This window comes from Winogradskyella thalassocola, from assembly GCF_900099995.1.
Classification (GTDB): Bacteria; Bacteroidota; Bacteroidia; order Flavobacteriales; family Flavobacteriaceae; genus Winogradskyella; species Winogradskyella thalassocola.
The window spans coordinates 12645-34680 of the sequence record NZ_FNCZ01000005.1; the positions used below are offsets into that span (position 1 = coordinate 12645).

The window sequence follows — 22036 nt, forward strand, 5'->3', positions numbered from 1 at the left end:
GCAAGAGACTTTTTTGTGATAATTTTATATGTTAATATTCATCCTCATTCCAGAGGTAATCTTCGTCAGTAGGATAATCTGGCCAAATTTCTTCAATAGAGTCGTAAGAATCTCCTTCATCTTCTATTGCTTGTAAATTTTCAACAACTTCTAAAGGTGCTCCTGTTCTAATTGCGTAGTCAATAAGCTCGTCTTTGGTTGCTGGCCAAGGTGCATCACTTAAATAAGATGCTAATTCTAATGTCCAATACATAATTGCGTTGTAATTTAATTTTTTGCAAAAATAATTTTTTAGTTGAACAATCCAAGAAAAAATCAAATTAATTAACTGTTAACTTATATAAATTAATTTATTGGTCTCGCTGAACATTTATATTTATGTGGTTTGAATCATTCAAATTTCACTTATAAATGTTTTATCATTAATAAAAAGAACGTGTAATGGTCAACTTTTAATTTCGGATTAAATTTTGCTGTTTTAATCCTATACTGATTTTGAATATATGTTATGATTCTTTTTTAGGAATCCACTTTATCTCTTCAGCGTGTAAGTCATGTGACAACTTCCGTGCCAACACAAAAAGGTAGTCAGATAGTCTATTAATGTACATTAAAGTTTCGGGTTGAAATGGTTCTAAGTCATTTAGATGCGACGCCAAACGTTCCGCTCTACGGCATACGGTACGCGCAATGTGACAGAATGACACGGTTGTGTGCCCACCTGGTAAAACGAAGTGTGTCATTGGCGGAAGACTGTCTTCCATAAGATCGATTTCTTTTTCTAACTTCTCAATGTCTTCGTTAGAGATCTTCGGAATGTTTAATCGTGCTTTGCCGTTTTTTAATTGTGCTTTTTCAGGATCTGTCGCTAAAATAGCCCCAACTGTAAACAACCGATCTTGAATATCCATTAAGGTGTTTTTATACAATTGATCGATGTCTTGATCTCTAATTAAACCAATATGTGAGTTAAGCTCATCAATGGTACCGTAACTTTCTATTCTTATATGATGTTTTGGAACTCTTGTGCCACCGAAAAGTGCGGTTGTGCCTTTGTCTCCTGTTTTTGTGTATACTTTCATGTAAACAAAGTTAAGAGTTATGAGTGAAATGTTGAGAATTATGAGTTAAAAATTATATGTTTTATGTGGAAAGTGGAAAGTGTGAAGTGAAAAGTTATAAGTGAAAAGTGAAAAGTGAAAAGTGGAAAGTGGAGAGTGTTGAGATTTGAGATTTGAGAATGAAGAGTGAAGAGTGAAGATACAAGATGCAAGAACCAAGAGTCAAGATTAAAGAAAATAGATTAAAGAGAATAGAGTTTTTAGTTAAGAAATGACGAATTTGAGTTAAGAGTTAAGAGTTAAGAGTTAAGAGTTAAGAGTTAAGAGTTAAGAGTTAAGAGGTGTTGGTGGTGGTTGGTCGATAAGAAAGAGACAGGGGGCCAGAACCAAGATTAACGAGTTTAGAGCTTTAGTTGAGAAATGACTATGTTGACCTAAAGTCTAAAACTGAAGTGTCAAGAGTTAAGAACCAAGAACTAAGAGTTGATGGTTGTTGGTTGGTAGGAAAGAGACTGGATGCAAGAATCAAGATGCAAGAACCAAGATTAAAAAGAATAGATAATAGAGCTTTTGGTTAAGAAATGATTATGTTGACCTAAAGGCTAAAGGCTAAAGGCTAAAGGCTAAAGGCTAAGAGTAACTGCTTACTGACCACTGCCTACTGAATACTACCTACTGATTAAACGTATCACTCTCAATAACACCATCTCGTAAACGAATAACGCGTTTAGCGTGAGCCGCAATGTCTTCTTCGTGAGTTACCATGATAACTGTGTTTCCTGCGGCGTGAATATCACCAAAGAGTTTCATGATTTCAATTCCTGTTTTAGAATCTAAGTTACCTGTTGGCTCATCGGCTAGGATGATTGATGGTTTATTAACTAAAGCTCTTCCTACAGCAACCCGTTGCCGTTGTCCACCTGAAAGTTGGTTGGGTTTGTGATCCATTCGATCTGCTAGTCCAACATTAGTTAAAACTTCTGTAGCACGTGCGATACGGTCTTTTTTTGAAAATCCGGCATAAACCATAGGTAAAGCCACATTATCTAATGCCGTAGTTCTTGGTAGTAGGTTGAAGGTTTGAAAAACGAATCCGATTTCTGTATTTCTAATGTCTGCGAGTTCGTCATCTGACATTTGACTCACGTCATTTCCATTGAGGTTGTAAGAGCCTGCCGTTGGTGTGTCTAAGCAACCTAATAAATTCATTAATGTCGATTTTCCAGAACCAGATGGTCCCATAATCGCCACATATTCGCCACGTTTGATGTCTAAATCGATACCTTTTAAAACATGAACAATTTCTTGTCCTAATTTAAAATCTCTAATAATGTTTCTAATTTCGATGACGTTACCGCTCATATGTAAAAGCTATTGTGGTTTAAATCTTTTGCAAGATAAAGGAATTTGAAATTCAGTTCGCTAAATAAGACGCAAAACTTGTTGACTTGTTACAGTCTAATTTTAAAATGTTCTTCTGCTTGTTCATTTCTGAAAAACACAAAACCCAAATTGAAACAATCTACTGTGACCGTTACGGCATTGTGATTTTTAATATAGTCCCATGCTTCAGTCATGCCTTTGGACCAATAAATATCATCAAAAACAAAAACAGAATCATTATGAGCGGTCGGTAGTAAGGCTTCAAAATATTGAATGGTGGCTTCTTTGTTATGATGGCCATCAAAGAAGATGAAGTCGAAGCTGTTGTGTTTTAAATCAGGGATTTTATCAGTGAAATTTCCGACTTCAAAGTCAATATTGTTTATGTTGAGCTTTGTGAGTTGAGATTGTGCAAAAGTTGAGGTGTTTAAACAGCCTTCTATGGTCGTGATCTTTGAAGACTTATTTGCTAATGCTAGTGCATAGGTTCCCATTCCTAATGACGTTCCTAATTCCAAAATACGCTGAAACCCGAAGTATTTTGAAAGTCTGTATAAGAGTTTCGAATCTTTTTTAGAACTGCTGGACGTTTTTACCATTTTACTAACCTTTCGTTGTTTAGCATTTAGAACTTTAGAACCTTCACCTAAATCTGTAATATCTAAAATGGTGTCTGCGTTTTCTAAGGTTTTTTTATAAAGTTTGAGTTTAGCGTAGGCGTCATGGTTGGTTTTGTCGTAAAGGCATTTGGTTACAAAATTATATACAAAAGGGGAGTGGACACCATGTTGATTGGTGGCTTTTGAAAGGAATTTTATGTATGCTTTTATTTGGTACACTTTATTAGTTTCTTTTTCTCGCAAAGGCGCTAAGACGCAAAGAAAAAAACACTACTTATCTTAATGCTTTGCATCTCTGCGTCTTTGCGAGAGGCTTCTAGCCTTCCAATTTTTCTGCCAATTCAAACCAACGCATTTCTTTTTCTTCAATGGTATCAATAATCACTTGTAATTTTTCTGAAAGTTTACTGATTTGATCTTGGGTTAATTCAGGATTATGAAACTTGGCTTCTAATTCGGTTTTATCTAATTCTAAAGATCTTATTTTAGACGTTAAATTCTTGTATTCTTTTTGTTCGTTGTAATCTAATTTATTGGCGTCGTTTTGCTTTTCCGCTTTGGTATCAACAACTTTTTCTGCGACTTCAATTTGTTTGGGTTGACTTTCATCATAAGCTCTAAAATCGGAATAATTACCTGGGAAATCATCAACAACTCCTTGACCTCTAAAAACAAACATATGGTCTACAATTTTATCCATAAAGTAACGGTCGTGAGATACCACTAATAATACTCCTGGGAAATCCATTAAGAAATCTTCAAGAACATTTAACGTTACAATATCTAAATCGTTGGTAGGCTCATCTAAAATTAACACATTCGGATTCTGAATTAAAACAGTACATAAGTACAATCGTTTTTGTTCACCACCACTTAGTTTCTCAACAAAATCCCATTGCTTTTTTCTGTCGAATAAAAACTTTTCTAGTAATTGTTGTGCGCTAATTTGTCGGCCTTTGGCTAATGGAATATACTCGCCAAATTCTTTAATAACATCGATAACTTTTTGGTTGGGTTTGGCTTTAATACCTCCCTGAGTGTAATAACCAATCTTAACGGTTTCACCTAAAACAACTTTACCGCTATCTGGCTGTGCTGTTTGTGTTAGAAGGTTTAAAAACGTTGATTTTCCTGTTCCGTTTTTGCCAATAATACCAATACGTTCACCTTTTTTGAAGGTGTATTCAAAATCATTTAAAATCGTTTTGTCTTTAAATGCTTTTGAGACCTTATGAAATTCTATGATTTTACTCCCCAGACGTTCCATGTTGATATCCAATTCGATGGTATGATCGTTACGACGTTGGTGTGCTTTGGTTTTTATTTCAGAGAAATCATCAATTCTACTTTTAGATTTTGTAGTACGCGCTTTAGGTTGGCGACGCATCCATTCCAGTTCTTTTTTAAAGAGTTGTTTGGCTTTACCAACTTCAGTAGCTTGATTCTCTATTCGAGCTTCTTTCTTTTCTAAATAGTATGAATAATTTCCTTTGTAGGTGTGTAATTCACCATGATCTAACTCTATAATTTCATTACAAACACGTTCTAGGAAGTAACGGTCATGCGTTACCATGAATAGTGTTTGCTGTGTTTTAGCGAAATACTCTTCTAACCATTCGATCATTTCTAGATCAAGGTGGTTGGTAGGCTCATCGAGAATTAAAATATCAGGTTTGCTTAAAAGTGCTTGTGCTAATGCTAAACGCTTTTTCTGTCCACCAGAAAGTGTGTTCACTTTCAGAGAAAGGTCATCTAATTTTAATTGCGATAAAGTTTGTTGATATTGTGTTTCAAATTCCCACGCGTTGTAGCGATCCATGCCTTCAAATGCTTTTTGGTAAGCATCGGCATCTTCTGGGGTTTTTAACGCGTGCTCATAAGCTTCAATGATTTTTAAGACTGGGATGTCTGAAGCAAAGATGGTTTCTTCGAGCGTAAGATTAGGATCTAAATCGGGTTCTTGGTCTAAAAAGGCTAAACGCAATCCTTTTCTAGCGACGATCTGTCCATCATCAGGTGTGTCCTTTCCTGCTAACATTTTAAGAATGGATGTTTTTCCGCTTCCATTTTTAGCTACAAAAGCAATTTTTTGATCTTTATGGATACTGAAAGACAAATTTTTAAAGAGCACAAGCTCTCCAAAAGATTTTGATATATTTTCTACGTTTAGGTAATTCAAGGTGTTTTTTTTGCAAAGAACGGAAATAAACCAAAAAGAATCGTATTAGTTTTGATATTAGTGTTGATACATTATATTTGTGTTCAAAGATCCATTGTATTTATGAAGCGTATTAAGCTTTTAATTATTTTTTTGAGTTGTATTATAGTGTCGTCTTGTATCCCTCATAAAGACACCATTTATTTGCAGGTTAAGGAGGATGCTATCAATGATACTATTCCTAATAATCTTGTTGAAATTCAGAAACCTTATCGTGTTCAAGTTAATGACATATTGAATATACGTGTTAAAGCGTTAGATCAAGAAACGGTATCTATTTTAAACCCAACAGGAGACGAGAATTTAAATGCTACTGGTGCTGAGCGTGCTTATTTTGATGGATTTACGGTCGATGTTCATGGTAATGTGAGAATTCCAACTCTAGGTTATCTTAATGTTTTAGGGTTTACGACTGAAGAGATAGAAAAACGTATAGAACAAAAACTTCTAGAAGAGCAATTTAAAGAAACCGCTAATATTTTTGTAACTGTTAAATTGGCTGGTTTACGTTATACCGCTAATGGAGAAGTCGGCTCGCCAGGGAGCCAGGTGTTATATTCTGAGCGTGTTAATATATTTGAAGCGATTGCCAATGTTGGGGAAATTCCTGTAACAGGTAATAAAAAAGCCGTTAAAATTATTAGACAGTACCCACAAGGACAGAAAATACATAGTTTGGATTTGACTGATGTAAAGGTGATGCAATCACCCTATTATTATATACAACCCAATGATATTATTTATGTAGAACCTTTAAAGCAAAAGTCTCTTGGGACTGGTGAGACAGCACTCTCTAGTATTGCTGCGATAGCTTCCATACTTTCTTTACTAACTACAGGAGTTTTACTTTATTCAAGACTATAATACATATGAAGGATTATGACGATTTAGAAGACCAAGATTCGCAAAGTATAAGTTTTGATTTTAGAGGTTATCTTTTTAAAGTATTAAATCTATGGAAATTTGTGTTGATTTGTATTGGCGCCGCTATGCTAATCGCTTACTTTATTAACGCCAGAAAGCAAAATGTTTACCGCTTAGATTCTTTAATTTCTATAGAGAACGATCAGAATCCGTTTTTTACCGCTAATACTAGTATCTCCTTTAATTGGGGGGGGACTTCTGGAAAAGTAGGTAAAGTAATGACTGCGATAAAAACGCGTACACACAATGAAATTGTTGTGGATTCCCTTCAGTATTATATGGATTACCTAGAAGAAGGTAAATACCGAAAAATAGATATTTATAAAAGTGCGCCTTTTGAATTTGTTATAGATAAATCTAAAGCTCAGGTATTGAACTATCCAGTTGGGATACGCTTCTTAAACGCCAATGAATTTGAGGTGTTTACAGCATTTCAAGGCAAAATTGTTTCTACTCAAACCTATGGAGATAAATCTAAATCTACAGTAGAGGTACCTACAGGCGTCTTTACAAAAAAAATCAAAAGTGGTGAGACTATTGCCTTACCTTTTTTAAACGGTCAAATTATAGTAAAACCGGAGCGTAGTATTACTCCAGGGGCAGAATATTTTCTTCGGTTTAGTAATTTTGATGGTGTCGTTAATAGTTACAAGTCTAATGTTATGATTACCACGGTTGGGACTTCGGCTGGTTCTATTTTAAATTTACAATTGGCTGGACATAATAAAGCTAAAATTGTAGATTATCTGAATGCTACTTCTGAAATTTTGAGTAAGACCGAGTTGAAACGGAAAAACCTATACGCTACGAATACTATAAAATTTATTGATAGTAGTTTGGCGGCCGTAAATGTAAATCTTGAAGATTTTACGGATGAGATGAATACGTTTAGAAGAGATAACAAGGTGTTTGATGTAAGCTCAGAAATCTCTCAAATTTCGGAGGAGCTGCGTCAATTTGAATTGGAAAAGCAAAATGAAGAATCGAAACTTGATTATTTAAACAATCTTGAAGTTTATTTAAATACTAAAACTGATTATACTAATATTGCAGCCCCTACGAGTGTTGGTATTGAAGAAGGAAACGTACTTGGTGGTGTTTCCAAGATTGTTGCCTTGGCAGCAGAACGTCAAAATTTAGAATATACTACTAAGGAGGGGTCAGGGCTTTTTAAAGAATTAGATCGCCGTATTGATTCTGAAAAAAATGTATTACTTGAAACATTAGATGCGACCAAAGAAACGATTGGAGTGCGAATACGAACTTTGAATAGTAACATTTCGGCTTTAGAATCGAAATTGAGTGGGTTACCAGAGGATGAGCAACAGTTTTTGAGGATTCAACGAAAATTAGATCTCAGTCAGGAAGCTTATGATATTTACTTAGCAAAACGCAGTGAAGCTGCTATTGTAAAAGCAGCAAACATTTCGGATATTACTGTTATTGATGAAGCTAAAGATATTGGAGGAGGTTTGATAGGGCCTAATAAAAGTCTTAATTATATGATGGGCTTAATGCTTGGCTTTTTTCTTCCAATGTTATTAATTTTTGTTGTCTATTTGTTGGATAGTACCATTCATGGCTCTGATGAGATTGCCCGATTGTCTAAAATTCCTATATTAGGTTTAGTTGGTAAATACCGCTATAAGAATAACTTGGTGGCTTTTGAAAAACCAAAGTCGGCCGTAGCTGAATCTTTTAGAGCTATCCGTTCGAGTTTACAATTTATCTTTAAAAATCAGGGAACGGAAGATCATAGAGCAGATACATTAATGATAACCTCTTCTGTTAGTGGTGAAGGGAAAACATTTACGTCTATTAATATTGCTACGGTTTATGCGCTTTCAGGAAAAAAGACCATTTTATTAGGTTTAGATCTACGTAAGCCAAAAATCTTTGATGATTTTAATATTACTAATGAGAAAGGTGTGGTTAATTACCTTATCGGGGATGATTCTTTTGAAAACATTGTGACCCATACACAAATTGAGAATTTGGATGTTGTTCCTTCAGGTCCAATTCCGCCTAACCCTTCGGAGTTATTGATGAGTGATAAATTAAAGGAGCTTATTAGTATGCTTAAGCAAGAGTATGATATCATTATTCTAGATACTCCTCCTTTAGGTTTGGTTACAGATGCCTTAGAATTAACACAATATGCAGATGCCACTATATTTATGGTCCGTTTAGACTATACAAAAAAAGGTATGCTTCAGTTGGTAAATGCTAAGCACCGTACTGGGGAGCTTAAAAACGTGAGTTATGTGCTTAACTTTTATAGGCATAAAAATAACAGTAATTATGGTTATGGCTATGGCTATGGTTATGGTTACGGCTATGGTGTTTATGGTAATACGTATCACGAAAAAGATAACCAGTCTATTTTTAAAAAGATAAAAGCGTTTTTGAAGCGGATATAATGTTGGCTTTTAGCGTTTAGCTGTTAGTTGTTGGCTGTTGTCTATTCTTGCATTTTAATTTGTCTTCTCTTGAAGTCAGGGACGGAGCTGTACGTTTTGAATGTTTTTAACTGTATGCTTATGATTAGTAAATCGCAACTTAAAGTCAAACGTATTTTTGATGTTCTTTTGGCGTTAATGTGCTTACCGTTACTTATTGTTCCTATTCTATTATTAGTTCTCATTGCTACTATAGACACTAAAAAATGGGGCGTCTATTCTCAATGTCGTGTTGGTCAGTATGGAAAACTCTTCAGGATTTATAAAATTAGAACTTTAGGGGATGGAGAGCATCAATTAGGGCAATTAGATAACAGTGCATCTTCTATAGGTAAATTTTTAAGACAAACTAAATTAAACGAATTGCCTCAACTTTATAACGTATTGATAGGTGATATGAGTTTTGTTGGTCCGAGACCTGATTTGCAGGGTTTTGCTGATGAATTAATCGGCGACGATCGTATTATTTTAGAGGTCAAACCCGGCATAACTGGTCCGGCAACCTTAAAATACCGACATGAAGAACGTGTCTTAGAACGTCAAAATAACCCAAAACACTACAACAGAACGATTATTTGGGTAGATAAAGTAAAAATCAATAAAAATTACGTTCAGAATTACAGTTTTTACTTAGATTTGACACTCATTTTAAAATCTATTTTAAATAAATGACTCATTCAGAAGATAAAATTGCCATTATAGGATTAGGTTATGTCGGTTTGCCTCTAGCCGTAGAATTTGCAAAACAATTCTTAGTTGTTGGTTTCGATATTAACAAACAACGTATCAGCGAACTAAATGGTGGATTAGATAAAACCTTAGAAGTTGAAAACGATCATTTAAAATCGGTATTAACGACGGATTTAAATGCTAGTAAAGGTTTATATATTACAGACGATATCGAAGCATTAGCTGTAACTAATTACTATATAATTACCGTACCTACACCTACAGATGCTTTAAACAAGCCTGTATTTACTCCTTTAATAAAGGCTAGTGAAACAGTTGGTAAAGTGTTATCTAAAGATGATATTGTGGTTTACGAATCTACGGTTTATCCGGGAGCAACAGAAGATATTTGTATTCCTGTATTAGAGAAAACTTCTGGACTCGTTTATAATAAAGATTTTTATGCTGGTTATTCACCAGAACGAATTAATCCAGGTGATAAGGAGCATACGGTTACAAAAATATTGAAAGTTACTTCTGGTTCTACTCCAGAAATAGCGGTAAAGGTTGATAATCTTTATAAAAAGGTCATCGTTGCAGGTACTCATATGGCGCCTTCAATAAAAGTGGCGGAAGCTGCAAAAGTGATTGAGAATTCACAACGTGATATCAATATTGCCTTTGTTAATGAATTGTCTAAAATCTTTAGACTTTTGGATATTGACACCAAGGCTGTATTAGAAGCTGCAGGTACAAAATGGAATTTCTTAAAATTCTCACCAGGTTTAGTTGGTGGGCATTGTATTGGAGTCGATCCTTATTATTTGGCTCAAAAAGCGATAGAATCTGGTTACGATCCTGAGATTATTTTAGCAGGTCGTAAGATGAATGACAGTATGGGAAGCTATGTGGCTACCGAAACTGTAAAAATGATGATTAAGAAAGGAGCGACTATTAAAGGTTCTAAAGTTCTTGTATTAGGTATTACATTTAAAGAGAACTGTCCGGACATTAGAAACTCTAGAGTTATTGATATTATTGAAGAGTTAGAAACATACGATGTTAATGTCGATGTTTATGATCCTTGGGCTTCTGCTGAAGAAGTAAAGCATGAGTATAAATTAGATTTAATCACTGATTTCACTGAATTAAGTTCTGAGTACGATGCGGTAATTTTAGCGGTTTCTCATAACCAATTCTTAAAATTAGATATTACAAAACTAAAATCACAAACAGGTGTTGTTTTCGATGTAAAATCATTACTTCCTTTGGACACCGTAGACGCTAGACTATAATGTATTCAAACCCACATCATACAACAGACCTTTCTAAATTAAGTTTTTTAATCACAGGAGGAGGTGGCTTTATTGGCTCTAACCTTACGGAATACTTATTAAAGTACAAGGCTAAAAAAGTACGTGTTTTAGATAACTTTTCTAATGGTCATCGCGAAAACTTAACTGAATTTATGGATAACCCAGCCTTCGAATTGATAGAAGGTGATATTCGTGATTTAGAGACCTGTAAAAACGCTATGGAAGGCATAGATTATGTCTCTCACCAAGCCGCTTTAGGTTCTGTGCCGCGTTCTATTAACGATCCGGCAACGACGAATGAGGTTAATATATCTGGGTTTTTAAATATGATGATTGCGTTGAAAGATAGCTCAACCGTAAAACGTATGGTCTATGCGGCGTCTAGCTCAACGTATGGAGATAGTAAAGCATTACCTAAAATGGAAGATACAATAGGGAAACCTTTATCTCCTTATGCCGTTACAAAATATGTAAACGAATTGTATGCTGATGTATTTGGTACTACTTATGATACTGATGTTATTGGCTTACGCTATTTTAATGTGTTTGGACCAAAACAAAGTCCGGATGGTGCCTATGCAGCAGTAATTCCATTATTTATGCAAGCGCTTAAAGATAATGAGCCTTCTAAAATTAATGGTGATGGTGAGCAAACCAGAGACTTTACATTTATAGATAATGTTGTTCAGGCTAATGTAAAAGGGTTTTTCGCATCAAAAGAGGCTAAGAATGAGGTCTTTAATGTGGCTTGTGGTGAGCGTATTACTATTAACTACTTATGGGAATCTTTACGCATTGCCGCCAATTCTGAATTAAAAGCTATTTACGGACCTAATAGACAAGGTGATGTTAGAGATTCTTTAGCAGATATTTCTAAAGCGCAAAACTTGTTAGGGTATGAACCAAAATATACCGTAAGAGAAGGTTTGAAGATTACTTGGGATTCGTTTGATTCTTAATATACGCTCTTCTGCGTGTTGAACACTCCTTTCTTCATCTCGTTCCTCGGGAATTCATACCCCTCTTTTCTCAAAGAGGGGAGCAGGCTGAGGAGGTATCTGTTATAATTGTTTACTGGATTTTACTTTTTTGATTATTTAAACATCTTTGAAAAAAAAGAGGGGAGCGGGATTAGGTACTTTTTCTTGACATTGACTTCGGGATTATACTTTTATTAAAAACTGCGGGGAGAGTTGTGGTAAGTGTTTAGTTTTATTTAGAATTCTTTTTTTTTCTAAATTGAACTAGAAACTAGGTCGTTTATACAATTTAATTTGGTCTCCAATATGTGCTCCTCCCTTTAGTCAAAGGGAGGTGGCTGAACCGCCGTAGAAGGTTCAGACGGTGGGTTTGATTTTATATTCATATTACTTAGTTTTAAAATTAACTTGTATTTCCCCTAAAACAGATGGAAGCGCATCAAAAACCATCTTGTTTTCAAAACGAATGACTTTGTAGCCTAAATTTTCTAAGTATTGCGTTCTTTTTTTATCGTATTCTTGTGCTTTTGGATTGTTGTGAATTTCTCCATCCAATTCTATAATTAACTTTTCAGCAGCACAGTAGAAATCAACTATGTAATAACCAATGCTGTGTTGTCTTTGAAATTTTCTATTGCTGAGTTGTCTTGATTTTAAATGTTTCCATAACTGCGCTTCTGAAGGTGTTAAGTTGTTTCTTAATGCCCTTCTGTATTCTTGTAATGCTTTTTTGGTATGGGTATTTTGTTTTGGCATGAATTAAAAATAAGGAATTTTATTCAGAGGTTTAACTTAACTTTTTGAACACCCCTTTTCTTTACCTTCGTTCCTTCGGTAAATTCATTCCCCTCTTTGAAGGAAAGAGGGGAGCTGGCTTAAATTGTCCTTTTAGACATTGTTTTCTGTATTTTGCTTCTTTAATTATTTGTACTTCTTTACAAAAAAGAGGAGAGTTGTGGTTGGTGGTTTACTTTATAATTTTGAACCAGAGAGTTTGTCGTTTAACTCACTCACCTTAGTTTACTATATGTGCTCCTCTTTTTAGTCAAAGGGAGGTGGCTGAACCGCCGAAGACCGTTTAGACGGTGGGTTTGATTTTATCATAAATCACAACACGTTAAAATCATATTTTATTCTAGCGGCCTTGTTTTAGATTCTTAATGGAATTAGTATATTAGCCCTATTGAAAAAAAGGATGTTTTCCTTAATATTTGTAACTATACATGGCCTTAGAAACTCGAGTTTATCAAAAACAAAGAACCATAAAATTTGGTACGCTTTTAAAAGCGAGCTTAAGCGATATGTTTCAATCACGGTTTTTAGCACGGCAATTAGCAGAACGAGATATCAAAGCCATGTACCGCCAATCTTATTTGGGTATTGTTTGGGCTTTTATTATGCCGTTAACCACTGCTGCTGTGTGGATTTTCTTGAATAGTAGTGGTACTATTAAATTGTCTGATACTGGGATTCCGTACCCTGTGTATGCGTTTTCTGGAACCTTAATTTGGTCTATAATTGTGGCTTCTATCAATTCTCCGATGACGAGTACACAAGCGGCGAAGGGTATTTTAACTAAAATTAATTTTCCTAAAGAGGCCTTATTGCTCTCTGGTATTTATAAATTGTTATTTGACACGTCTATTAAAATACTAATACTAGTTGTATTTGTTATTATTTATGGTGTTGGTTTGCAATGGAGTTTACTGTTGTTCCCAATAGCTATTTTGGGTGCTATTATTTTTGGAACCACTGTGGGCTTGTTTTTAACTCCTTTAGGGCTATTATATAAAGATATTGGTAAAATTATAACGTTTAGCATGCAGTTTTTAATGTATGTGACTCCTGTTGTTTATGCGATTCCTAAAACTGGCATTATGAAAACAATAATGACTTGGAATCCTATAACACCGATTCTATTAACGGCTAGAGATTTGGTTGTAGGGTTTACACCAGAGTATCTCAATTATTTTTTGGTGGTACTTGCTATTTGTATTCCGTTTTTATTTTTAGGGTTGATTATTTATCGTATTTCAATTCCTATTATTGTGGAGCGGTTGAGTGCGTAGTTGGTTGAGAGTCGTTAGTAAAAAGTGTAAAGTAGGAAGTAGGAAGAAAACCCTTCCGTCTTTGTTTTCTTTGATGGAAAACAAATTCACCTTTCCTTAAAAATAAGGGAAGAGCTTATTGAAGTAAAAAAAGTTTAGCGTTTAAGATAAAGAATTTAGAAAGAAAGACCAAAACATTACATGTCTGATAAAAATGAAATAATAGCTGATGATGCTGTCCTTGTAAAGGTAGAGGGTTTGAGTAAAAAGTTTTGCAAAGATCTTAAAACTAGCCTTTGGTATGGACTAAAAGATTTGGTGAGTGGAGTCTCTGGCTCTAGTGAAGACCGATTATTGCGGCCTAAGGAGTTTTGGGCGGTTAAAGATATTAGTTTTGAGTTGAGACGAGGTGAATGTTTAGGCTTAATTGGGCATAATGGTGCTGGTAAGAGTACCTTATTAAAAATACTTAACGGACTTATTAATCCTGATGCAGGTAAAGTAACTATAAAAGGGCGAGTAGGTGCACTTATAGAATTAGGTGCTGGTTTTAACCCTATCCTTAGCGGGCGCGAAAACATTTATAATAATGGAGCTATTTTAGGTTTTAGCCGTAAAGAAATAGATAGTAAGTTAGAAACAATTATTGCCTTTGCAGAGCTTGAAGAATTTATAGACATGCCTGTACAACATTACAGTTCTGGTATGAAAGTGCGTTTGGGGTTTGCTATAGCAGCTCAAATGGAACCTGATGTGTTAATTATAGATGAAGTATTGGCGGTTGGGGACTTAGGGTTTGTGTTAAAATGTTTTAAAACCATTGATACTATTCTGCCACATACGGCTGTGATTTTTGTATCTCATAGTATGCCTATGGTGTCTCGAATTTGCAGTCAAATAATCTTAATGGATAGAGGCGAGGTAAAATTTCAAGGTCCAGATGTAAGTCGCGCCATTGATTTATATTATAACCGTTTTGCTAACAATGAAAGTGGGGTCGTTTTTACTGATGACTCTATAATATTAGAAAAAATTGAATTACTAAAACCTGAAAGTATTCTAGAAGGTATCCCACAAATTAGTTGGGGTGATAATTTAAAACTGTATTTTAAATTTAAAGCAATAAAGGAAATTGGGGTGCCTCAAATTTCAATTTTTATCATGGATAAGGAGCAAAGGCCAGTGGCTATGTTTGTTAGAAACTCTAATGAATTAAGTATGGAAGGAAGAGATTTATTATTTACTGTTGAGCATGAGGGAATAAACCTATCCAAAGGTATATACTCAATAAATATAACAGTACTTGCGGACAAGAGAAAAGAACCCATATTAAGAGTTAATAATTTACTGGTATTTCAAGTGCTTCAAAAAGATGAAATTTGGGCTCCTTTCTTGCTGAAGTCTAAATATGAAATGGCTCAATAAATAATATATAAAAATTATTAAAAAATAAGTATAATGAAAACAATGGTGATAGGTCTTGGGCCAGAATATAATTATGATATTTCTAATCATGCTTTATGGAGTTCTGAAAATACAAGATATGCGAGTAATCATGGAGCTAGTTTGATTTCTAGGACTTTAATAGATTTTTTTAATGCAGATTATATTGATGATTTTTCAAAAATAGAAGACTATAGAAATACATATGATTTATGTGTAGTAGCCTTTGCAACTCATGTCACTAATTGGAGAGATGTATCTTTATATACTGATTTTGTTAAAGATTTAAAAATAAAGACAGTAGCATTTTCGTTAGGGATTCAAGATTATTCTGCGGGTAGCTCAATGGTTAATGACATCCACCATTCTTTAAAAGACTTATTAAATTATGTAGTGGAATCTTCTGGTTATTTAGGTGTGAGAGGTCCGCATACAGCTTCTGTACTTCTGAAATCAGGCTTTGATCCTGAAAATATTGTTAATTTTGGTTGTCCAACTTTATTTGCTCCTTTAAATAGAGATTTGAAAATTGAAAAGAAGAAAACTTTTAAAAATCCCCTAGTTGTTTATCACAGAACAATGGCAGATTTAAATGAGAGTTTATTAAACGATGTAAAAATTTTAGGACAAGATTTTTTAGATGAAGTTGTGTTTGTTGAAGCTGTGGATAATGAGCAAGTTGTAAAAAAGGCAGAACTTGGAAATTATAAATTACATAAGAATGGGGAAAATGCTTTAACTCATATTAAATCTAGAGGAATGTTTGTCCATACATTTGACGAATGGTATGCAGAAGTAGCAAAACATGATTTTGTTTTAGGAGCCAGATTACATGGCTGTGTTGCAGCTTTAATACAAGGGATTCCTGCAGTAATGATTGCTAGAGACGTAAGGGTAGAAGAGATTGCTGAGTTTTATAAAATACCTTATATAAAATATGAGGATATTGGAAATTTGTCTATTCAAGATATTTTTGATCAAGCTGATTATTCTGAATTCAATAATTTATACAAACATAGATTTGATAATTTTATGAAATTAATGGCTGACTTAAATTTGTCAGATAATTTGTCATTTGAAATTAAAGAACCATCAGCATATTGGTACAACAAAGAAGATTTAAATGCGAATACCAAAATCTTATTTAGAGATTTAGCTCAATTGTCGGAAAGATTAAATCATTTGGAAAAAAAGCAGCATAGAGAACTTATCAAAATTTCTAAAAAAATAGATAAAATTACGAATACGTTTAGAAAAATACCTGGCTATAATTTTTTTAAGAAAACCCTTTAATCTATATGATTAACGTCACCAAAACATTTTTACCAGAGCAATCTGAGTATCAAGCAATTTTGAAACGTGCTTGGGATACAGGATGGATGACTAACCGTGGGGTTTTGGTGAAAGAACTAGAAGATAAGTTAAAAGAATTATTGAACGTGCCAAATGTTATTGCAATGACTAACGGCACGTTACCTTTACAAATTGCAATAAAAGCAATGGATTTATCTGGTGAAATTATAACGACTCCATTTAGTTATGTTGCTACTGCATCTAGTATAGCATGGGAACGTTGTGAACCTGTGTTTGTAGATATTCACCCAGAATATCTTACCATAGACGAAACGAAATTAGAAGAAGCAATTACCTCTAGTACAACTGCGATTTTAGCGACTCATGTATTTGGGAACCCGTGTCACGTAGAAGCCATAGAAGCCATTGCCAAAAAACATGATTTAAAAGTGATTTATGATGCAGCACATTGTTTTGGAGTTGCATATAAAGGACAATCGCTATTTAACTATGGAGACGCAAGTACTTGTAGTTTTCACGCAACTAAAGTCTTTCATACAGGTGAGGGTGGTGCTGTTTTTACTAAAGACAAAGAATTATATAATACTTTTTTTGCAATGCATAATTTTGGACATGATGGTCCAGAAGCATTTCAAAGTATAGGAATTAATGCTAAAATGAGCGAGTTACAAGGGGCAATGGGACTGGCCGTTTTACCCTATATGAAAAAGATTATTAATGCTCGAAGAACTATCTGTGAGATTTATAATGAAGCTTTTAAAGATACGGAGTTACAGTTGCTGAAATTACGTTCTGAAACTGAATGGAATTTTAGCTATTTTCCAGTAATATTTAAAAGTGAAGAACAGTTATTAAGAGTAAAAGATGCTTTGAACTCTGCTCAAATTTTTCCAAGACGCTATTTTTATCCGAGTTTAAATACACTAGAGTATGTAAACAATGTAAAATGTCCAGAATCTGAATCGATTGCACCAAGAGTATTATGTTTACCTATGTATCCTGGTTTAACTATCTCAGATGTAAATAGAATATTAACTATAGTAATAGAAGAACTGTGAAAGTAGCTATTATGCAACCTTATTTTTTGCCTTATTTGGGTTATTTTGCTTTACTTAAGCATACAGATTTGTTTATTTTATTTGATACGCCACAATATATTAGACATGGTTGGATTGAACGAAATAGAATTTTATCCTTAAAAGGAGAGCCTATTTATATTAAAGTTCCTTTAGTAAAGCACAAAAGGGATGCGGTGATAAATCATATTTTAATAAATAACTCATTACAATGGAAGCAGAAGATTTATGCACAATTACAACATTATAAAAAGAAAGCTCCATATTATAATAATACTATTTTATTGTTAGATCGGATATTTGAAGATGAATATTATGATATTACTAGTTTAAATGCTAAGGCACTAACTATAATTTCTGAATATCTAGAGATTTCTACACCGATAAAAATTTGGTCTAAAATGGATGTAGAAATTGAAGCAGCAAACCATCCTGATGAATGGGCTTTAAATATATGCAAAGCCATAGATGCGAAAACTTATTACAATCCTATTGGAGGTAAAGATTTTTTTAATAAAGAAAAATATACTAATGATAATGTTGTTCTTAAGTTTTTAGAGATTGAGCCTATTTCTTACAAACAATTTTCAAATGAATTTGAACCATTTTTGTCTATAATAGATGTTTTAATGTTTGTTGATAAAAAAAGTATAATGGAAATGTTAACTCAAATAAAACTGATAGATTAATGATAAGTAAATCAGCTGAAAATGTAAAAAATTTTCAAAAAGAATTATATTATTTTAATTCTGCCAGAGAAGGATGGAATGCTATTTTGGAATCATCAAATTTGTCTAATAAGGTATTATTACCTTCATATATTGGTGTTACAGAAAGAGAAGGCTCGGGAATATTTGACCCAATAATTAATTCTAAGGTTTCTTATGATTTTTATGACTTGAATAATGATTTATCAGTTCCTTTGGATAAGATTACTTCTAAATTAGAGAATGGTGAATATGGTTTAGTTTTATTAGTTCATTATTTTGGTTTCAAAATAAAAAATATTGAAGAAATTGTAAAAATCTGTAAAGAAAATAAGATAATTATAGTTGAGGATTGTGCTCATTTATACAACTATAATTTATATAGTTATTCTAGGTGTGGTACTTATGGTGATTTCGTGTTTTATTCATTACATAAATTTTTTCCAATGAAAAAAGGGGGAATGGTAATTAAGAATAATGAAAATATTAACCTGCTGTTTTCTGGAATTACTTTGGATGTAAACTATTCTTCACAAGTTATAAAATATGACGTAAAGGCTATTGCGGACAAGCGTATAGAAAATTATAAATATTTAGACAAATTAATAAAAAATATTGAAGGTATCAAGCCTTTAATGAGTTTAGCTTTAGAAGATATTCCTCATAATTATCCAATTACTGTAAATAATAATTTAAGAGAAAAATTATACTTCTGGATGATTGAAAAAAATATTACACTTATTGCATTATATTATCGTTTAATAAATCCAATCTCTAAAGATAAATATTCAAACACATATTATTTATCTAATAATATACTTAATTTACCTATTCACCAAGACATAAATAAAGTAGAGTTAGATAATCTAGCAGAATTGTTAGAAGAAGGTTTAAAGGAGTTAAAGAAATGAAGAGGATAGGGGGATTTTTTGAATTAGAAATAGCGAAAGGAGATTCGTTATATCATGACGATGCCATTAAGTTATCAACGGGTAGAGCATGTTTAAATTATGTATTACAAGCCCTTAAACCTTCTAAGGTTTATGTTCCCTATTATTGTTGTGATGCTTTATACGAACCTATGACTCTTCTAGATATAGAATTTGAGTTTTATGAAATTGATAATCAATTAGAGATAAAGAGTTTACCAGAATTAGATACGGATGAAATAATTGTTTATTGTGATTTTTTCGGAGTTAAATCCGAATATACTACGTCACTAATTAGCAAATATAGCAGTAGATTAATAATTGATAATTCGCATTCTTTTTATAAAAAACAGTTAAATGCTAATAGCATTTCATTTACAACAGCAAGAAAGTATTTTGGAGTTCCTGATGGGGCCTTTTTATATATTCCAAAAAAATATAAAATTAATCAACTTATAAATAGAAATATTAAAGTTTCTATTAATCACAATACACATAGTTTATTAGGTTTTCAAGATCTAGCTTATTCAGAATTTTCAGAATATGAAAAATCTTTGAATTCAGAAATAAAGGGAATTTCTATACTATCTGAAAAAATATTGCAAACATTAAATTATAAAGAGATTAGAGCGATTAGAAATAGAAATTTTAATTTTTTTCGTGAAGAATTTAATTCTTTTAATAATATAATGATTGCTGATGATGAAATTGATTGTTTTTGTTATCCACTTTTGTTAGATAGACCTATTAAAAAAGAAGAATTATACAATGAAAAAATTTATCTGCCCAATTATTGGTTAGATACTACAGCAAGATTAGATAGCTTAAACTTTGAATTCGAAACAAAAATAAGTACACAATTATTGCCTTTGCCTATAGACCATAGATATACAATAGAAGACCTGAAAAGAGTGAGTCAGGCTATAAAAAGTAGAATTCAATAAACATGTATTTAGTCAACTAATAATGGAAGATAAAACAAGAAAAAAAGATCATAAAAAAAATACATCTTTAGAACAAATTTTCCCGGAATTAGAGAGTCTTTTAGGTTTTTCTGAAGCTAAAGTATTAAAGGATTACACTGTTCCAGCAAAGAAGGTGTATTTAATTGTAGGCTGTGCCAGAAGTGGTTCTACAATATTATATCAATTTTTGGCTAATACAAGCTACTTTTGTTATCCTACCAATTTTTTGTCAAGGTTTTATTATGCACCATATATAGGTTATAGAATACAACAAGCTCTAATAGATTTTGATCATAAAGGCGAAATATTTTCTAAAGAACATAAAGAAGAGAAATCATTTAAATCGACTTTAGGAAAAACAAAAGGTCCATTGCAACCACATGAATTTTGGTATTTTTGGAATCGATTTTTTAAGTTTGGAGCAACTCAAAAGTTAAGTTTAAGCGAATTGGATGAAGTGGATTGGAAAACCTTTTTACAAGAATTACATGCCTTAGAAGCTGCAGCAAATAAGCCGCTTTTAATGAAAGCTATGAACTTAAATTGGAATCTTAATGAGTTAAAAGAAAAAATACCCAATTGCCACTTTATATATATTAAAAGAGATGTAATTTACAATGCACAGTCATTACTATTGGCAAGAGAAAGCTTTTTCGGAAATTATGACGACTGGTATTCTTATAAAACACCGAATTATCAAACCATCAAAAAATTAAAACCAGCCGAACAAGTTATAGAGCAGGTTATTGAAAATAATGTATCTATAGAAGCAGATTTATTAAAAATGGATGCTGAAGACTATACAACCATTAGTTATAATGATTTTTGTAAAAAACCTAACGATCTAATTAATACATTAAATAAAAAAGGTGCAGCAATTGATACAGATAATACTCAGAGTTCTTTCAATAACGGAGATGTTGCAAAAATAAATGATGATCTTTTTAAAGAGTTAAAATCATATTTTGAAACCAGATAGGTTAAGTTATGGATTTTAAAAGTTTTAAAACTATATATCAAAAAGAGGAGGTAAAAAAATATACCAATGCAGTTGGCTCAAATACTTTAGTTAGTGTTTGTGTACAGACCTATCAGCACGCAAAATTTATAGAGGAATGCTTAGAGGGAATTTTAAATCAAAAAACAAATTTTGACTTTGAAATTATATTAGGAGATGATGATAGTAAAGATGGAACTACAGAAATTTGTTTAAAATATGCGAAACAGTATGCAAATAGAATTAGATTTATAGCGCATAAAAGAATGAATAATATAGCAATAAATGGCCGTCCTTCTGGGAGATTTAATATGTTATATAATCTGTACTCGGCCAAAGGCAAATACATAGCCCTCTGCGAAGGCGACGATTATTGGACAGACCCATTAAAGTTACAAAAACAGGTTGATTTTTTAGAAAATAACCAAGATGTTAATATTTGTTTTACAAGAGCACAATTGTTGAAAAATGAAGTGTTTAGTATGCACGATATTCCAAAGCCATTTTATAATAATTCCTTCAAGTATATTGAACTTTTAAAACATTATAATTTCATTGCGACGTGTAGTGTTGCTTTTAGAAAACCGTTGCATTTTGAATTTCCAAACTGGTTTCATAAATTACCATTTGGTGATTTGGGGATTTATAAGTTGGTTTCTGAAGACAAAGACATACAATGTATTGATGAAGTGATGAGTGTATATCGAATACATGATAATGGGGTTTATTCTGGTATAAGTGCATTGAAGAAGCAACAAAATTATCTGAATTTTTATAAAGCTATTTTCCCAGCATTGAATTCGGAAGAAAAACAAATAGCATCATTAAAAATAAAAGAAGTGACTTATAGAATAAGTAAATTGAAATTTCCAAATAGACCTTGGTTTCAAAAGTTTTATAATAGATATCTTCATTTAAAATTTTAGA

General features: G+C 32.8%; 20 protein-coding genes. 14 read left to right on the forward strand and 6 right to left on the reverse strand.

Features of this window, described 5'->3' with window-relative positions; all coding sequences use genetic code 11:
• Window positions 1-31: 31 nt before the first annotated feature.
• From BLT80_RS12590 to BLT80_RS12610, 5 genes are all read right to left on the reverse strand, one after another.
• A complete protein-coding gene (locus BLT80_RS12590; RefSeq protein ID WP_008272287.1) occupies window positions 32-253 on the reverse strand; it encodes a DUF2795 domain-containing protein in 222 nt (73 codons plus the stop codon).
• Window positions 254-506: 253 nt separating this feature from the next.
• On the reverse strand, window positions 507-1082 hold the full coding sequence (locus BLT80_RS12595; protein WP_092468534.1) for a cob(I)yrinic acid a,c-diamide adenosyltransferase: 576 nt from the start codon (window positions 1080-1082) through the stop codon (window positions 507-509).
• Between the two features lie 651 nt (window positions 1083-1733).
• Window positions 1734-2423, reverse strand: coding sequence for an ABC transporter ATP-binding protein (locus tag BLT80_RS12600; protein WP_092468536.1), 690 nt, complete (start codon window positions 2421-2423; stop codon window positions 1734-1736).
• Window positions 2424-2512: 89 nt separating this feature from the next.
• Window positions 2513-3307 (reverse strand): O-methyltransferase, encoded by a 795-nt coding sequence (locus BLT80_RS12605; protein WP_245710249.1) that lies wholly within the window; start codon window positions 3305-3307, stop codon window positions 2513-2515.
• 73 nt (window positions 3308-3380) lie between these two features.
• A complete protein-coding gene (locus tag BLT80_RS12610; protein WP_092468538.1) occupies window positions 3381-5243 on the reverse strand; it encodes an ABC-F family ATP-binding cassette domain-containing protein in 1863 nt (620 codons plus the stop codon).
• Between the two features lie 102 nt (window positions 5244-5345).
• Between BLT80_RS12610 and BLT80_RS12615 the strand changes: the two genes are divergently transcribed.
• From BLT80_RS12615 to BLT80_RS12635, 5 genes are all read left to right on the forward strand, one after another.
• Window positions 5346-6146: a polysaccharide biosynthesis/export family protein gene (locus BLT80_RS12615; protein WP_092468540.1), complete on the forward strand. Its 801-nt coding sequence runs from the start codon at window positions 5346-5348 to the stop codon at window positions 6144-6146.
• Between the two features lie 5 nt (window positions 6147-6151).
• A complete protein-coding gene (locus BLT80_RS12620; RefSeq protein WP_092468542.1) occupies window positions 6152-8626 on the forward strand; it encodes a polysaccharide biosynthesis tyrosine autokinase in 2475 nt (824 codons plus the stop codon).
• 120 nt (window positions 8627-8746) lie between these two features.
• On the forward strand, window positions 8747-9337 hold the full coding sequence (locus BLT80_RS12625; RefSeq protein ID WP_092468544.1) for a sugar transferase: 591 nt from the start codon (window positions 8747-8749) through the stop codon (window positions 9335-9337).
• Complete coding sequence (locus tag BLT80_RS12630; protein ID WP_092468547.1) at window positions 9334-10629, forward strand: nucleotide sugar dehydrogenase; 1296 nt, start codon at window positions 9334-9336, stop codon at window positions 10627-10629. Before BLT80_RS12625 ends, BLT80_RS12630 begins: the two co-directional genes overlap by 4 nt.
• A complete protein-coding gene (locus tag BLT80_RS12635; protein WP_092468549.1) occupies window positions 10629-11609 on the forward strand; it encodes an SDR family oxidoreductase in 981 nt (326 codons plus the stop codon). The genes BLT80_RS12630 and BLT80_RS12635 overlap by 1 nt, the downstream gene beginning before the upstream one ends.
• Window positions 11610-12017: 408 nt before the next feature.
• Here the strand turns inward: BLT80_RS12635 and BLT80_RS12640 are convergent, their stop codons facing one another.
• Complete coding sequence (locus BLT80_RS12640; protein WP_092468551.1) at window positions 12018-12386, reverse strand: endonuclease domain-containing protein; 369 nt, start codon at window positions 12384-12386, stop codon at window positions 12018-12020.
• 467 nt (window positions 12387-12853) lie between these two features.
• On the opposite strand from BLT80_RS12640, the gene BLT80_RS12645 reads away from it, so the two are divergent.
• From BLT80_RS12645 to BLT80_RS12685, 9 genes are all read left to right on the forward strand, one after another.
• Window positions 12854-13699 (forward strand): ABC transporter permease, encoded by an 846-nt coding sequence (locus BLT80_RS12645; protein ID WP_092468553.1) that lies wholly within the window; start codon window positions 12854-12856, stop codon window positions 13697-13699.
• 180 nt (window positions 13700-13879) lie between these two features.
• A complete protein-coding gene (locus tag BLT80_RS12650; RefSeq protein ID WP_092468555.1) occupies window positions 13880-15103 on the forward strand; it encodes an ABC transporter ATP-binding protein in 1224 nt (407 codons plus the stop codon).
• A gap of 33 nt (window positions 15104-15136) precedes the next feature.
• Complete coding sequence (locus BLT80_RS12655; RefSeq protein WP_092468557.1) at window positions 15137-16414, forward strand: polysaccharide pyruvyl transferase family protein; 1278 nt, start codon at window positions 15137-15139, stop codon at window positions 16412-16414.
• Window positions 16415-16419: 5 nt separating this feature from the next.
• On the forward strand, window positions 16420-17493 hold the full coding sequence (locus tag BLT80_RS12660) for a DegT/DnrJ/EryC1/StrS family aminotransferase (RefSeq protein WP_092468559.1): 1074 nt from the start codon (window positions 16420-16422) through the stop codon (window positions 17491-17493).
• An 11-nt stretch (window positions 17494-17504) separates the two neighbouring features.
• The gene (locus tag BLT80_RS12665; RefSeq protein WP_218845030.1) at window positions 17505-18200 is read left to right on the forward strand and encodes a WbqC family protein; all 696 of its coding nucleotides are present in this window, start codon (window positions 17505-17507) and stop codon (window positions 18198-18200) included.
• Entirely contained in the window at window positions 18200-19129 is a 930-nt protein-coding gene (locus tag BLT80_RS12670) for a DegT/DnrJ/EryC1/StrS family aminotransferase (protein WP_092468562.1), read from the forward strand. The genes BLT80_RS12665 and BLT80_RS12670 overlap by 1 nt, the downstream gene beginning before the upstream one ends.
• Complete coding sequence (locus BLT80_RS12675) at window positions 19126-20091, forward strand: hypothetical protein (RefSeq protein WP_092468564.1); 966 nt, start codon at window positions 19126-19128, stop codon at window positions 20089-20091. Before BLT80_RS12670 ends, BLT80_RS12675 begins: the two co-directional genes overlap by 4 nt.
• A 22-nt stretch (window positions 20092-20113) precedes the next feature.
• Window positions 20114-21091 (forward strand): sulfotransferase, encoded by a 978-nt coding sequence (locus BLT80_RS12680; protein WP_092468566.1) that lies wholly within the window; start codon window positions 20114-20116, stop codon window positions 21089-21091.
• 8 nt (window positions 21092-21099) lie between these two features.
• Complete coding sequence (locus BLT80_RS12685; protein WP_092468568.1) at window positions 21100-22035, forward strand: glycosyltransferase family 2 protein; 936 nt, start codon at window positions 21100-21102, stop codon at window positions 22033-22035.
• The last annotated feature ends 1 nt before the right edge of the window (window position 22036 follow it).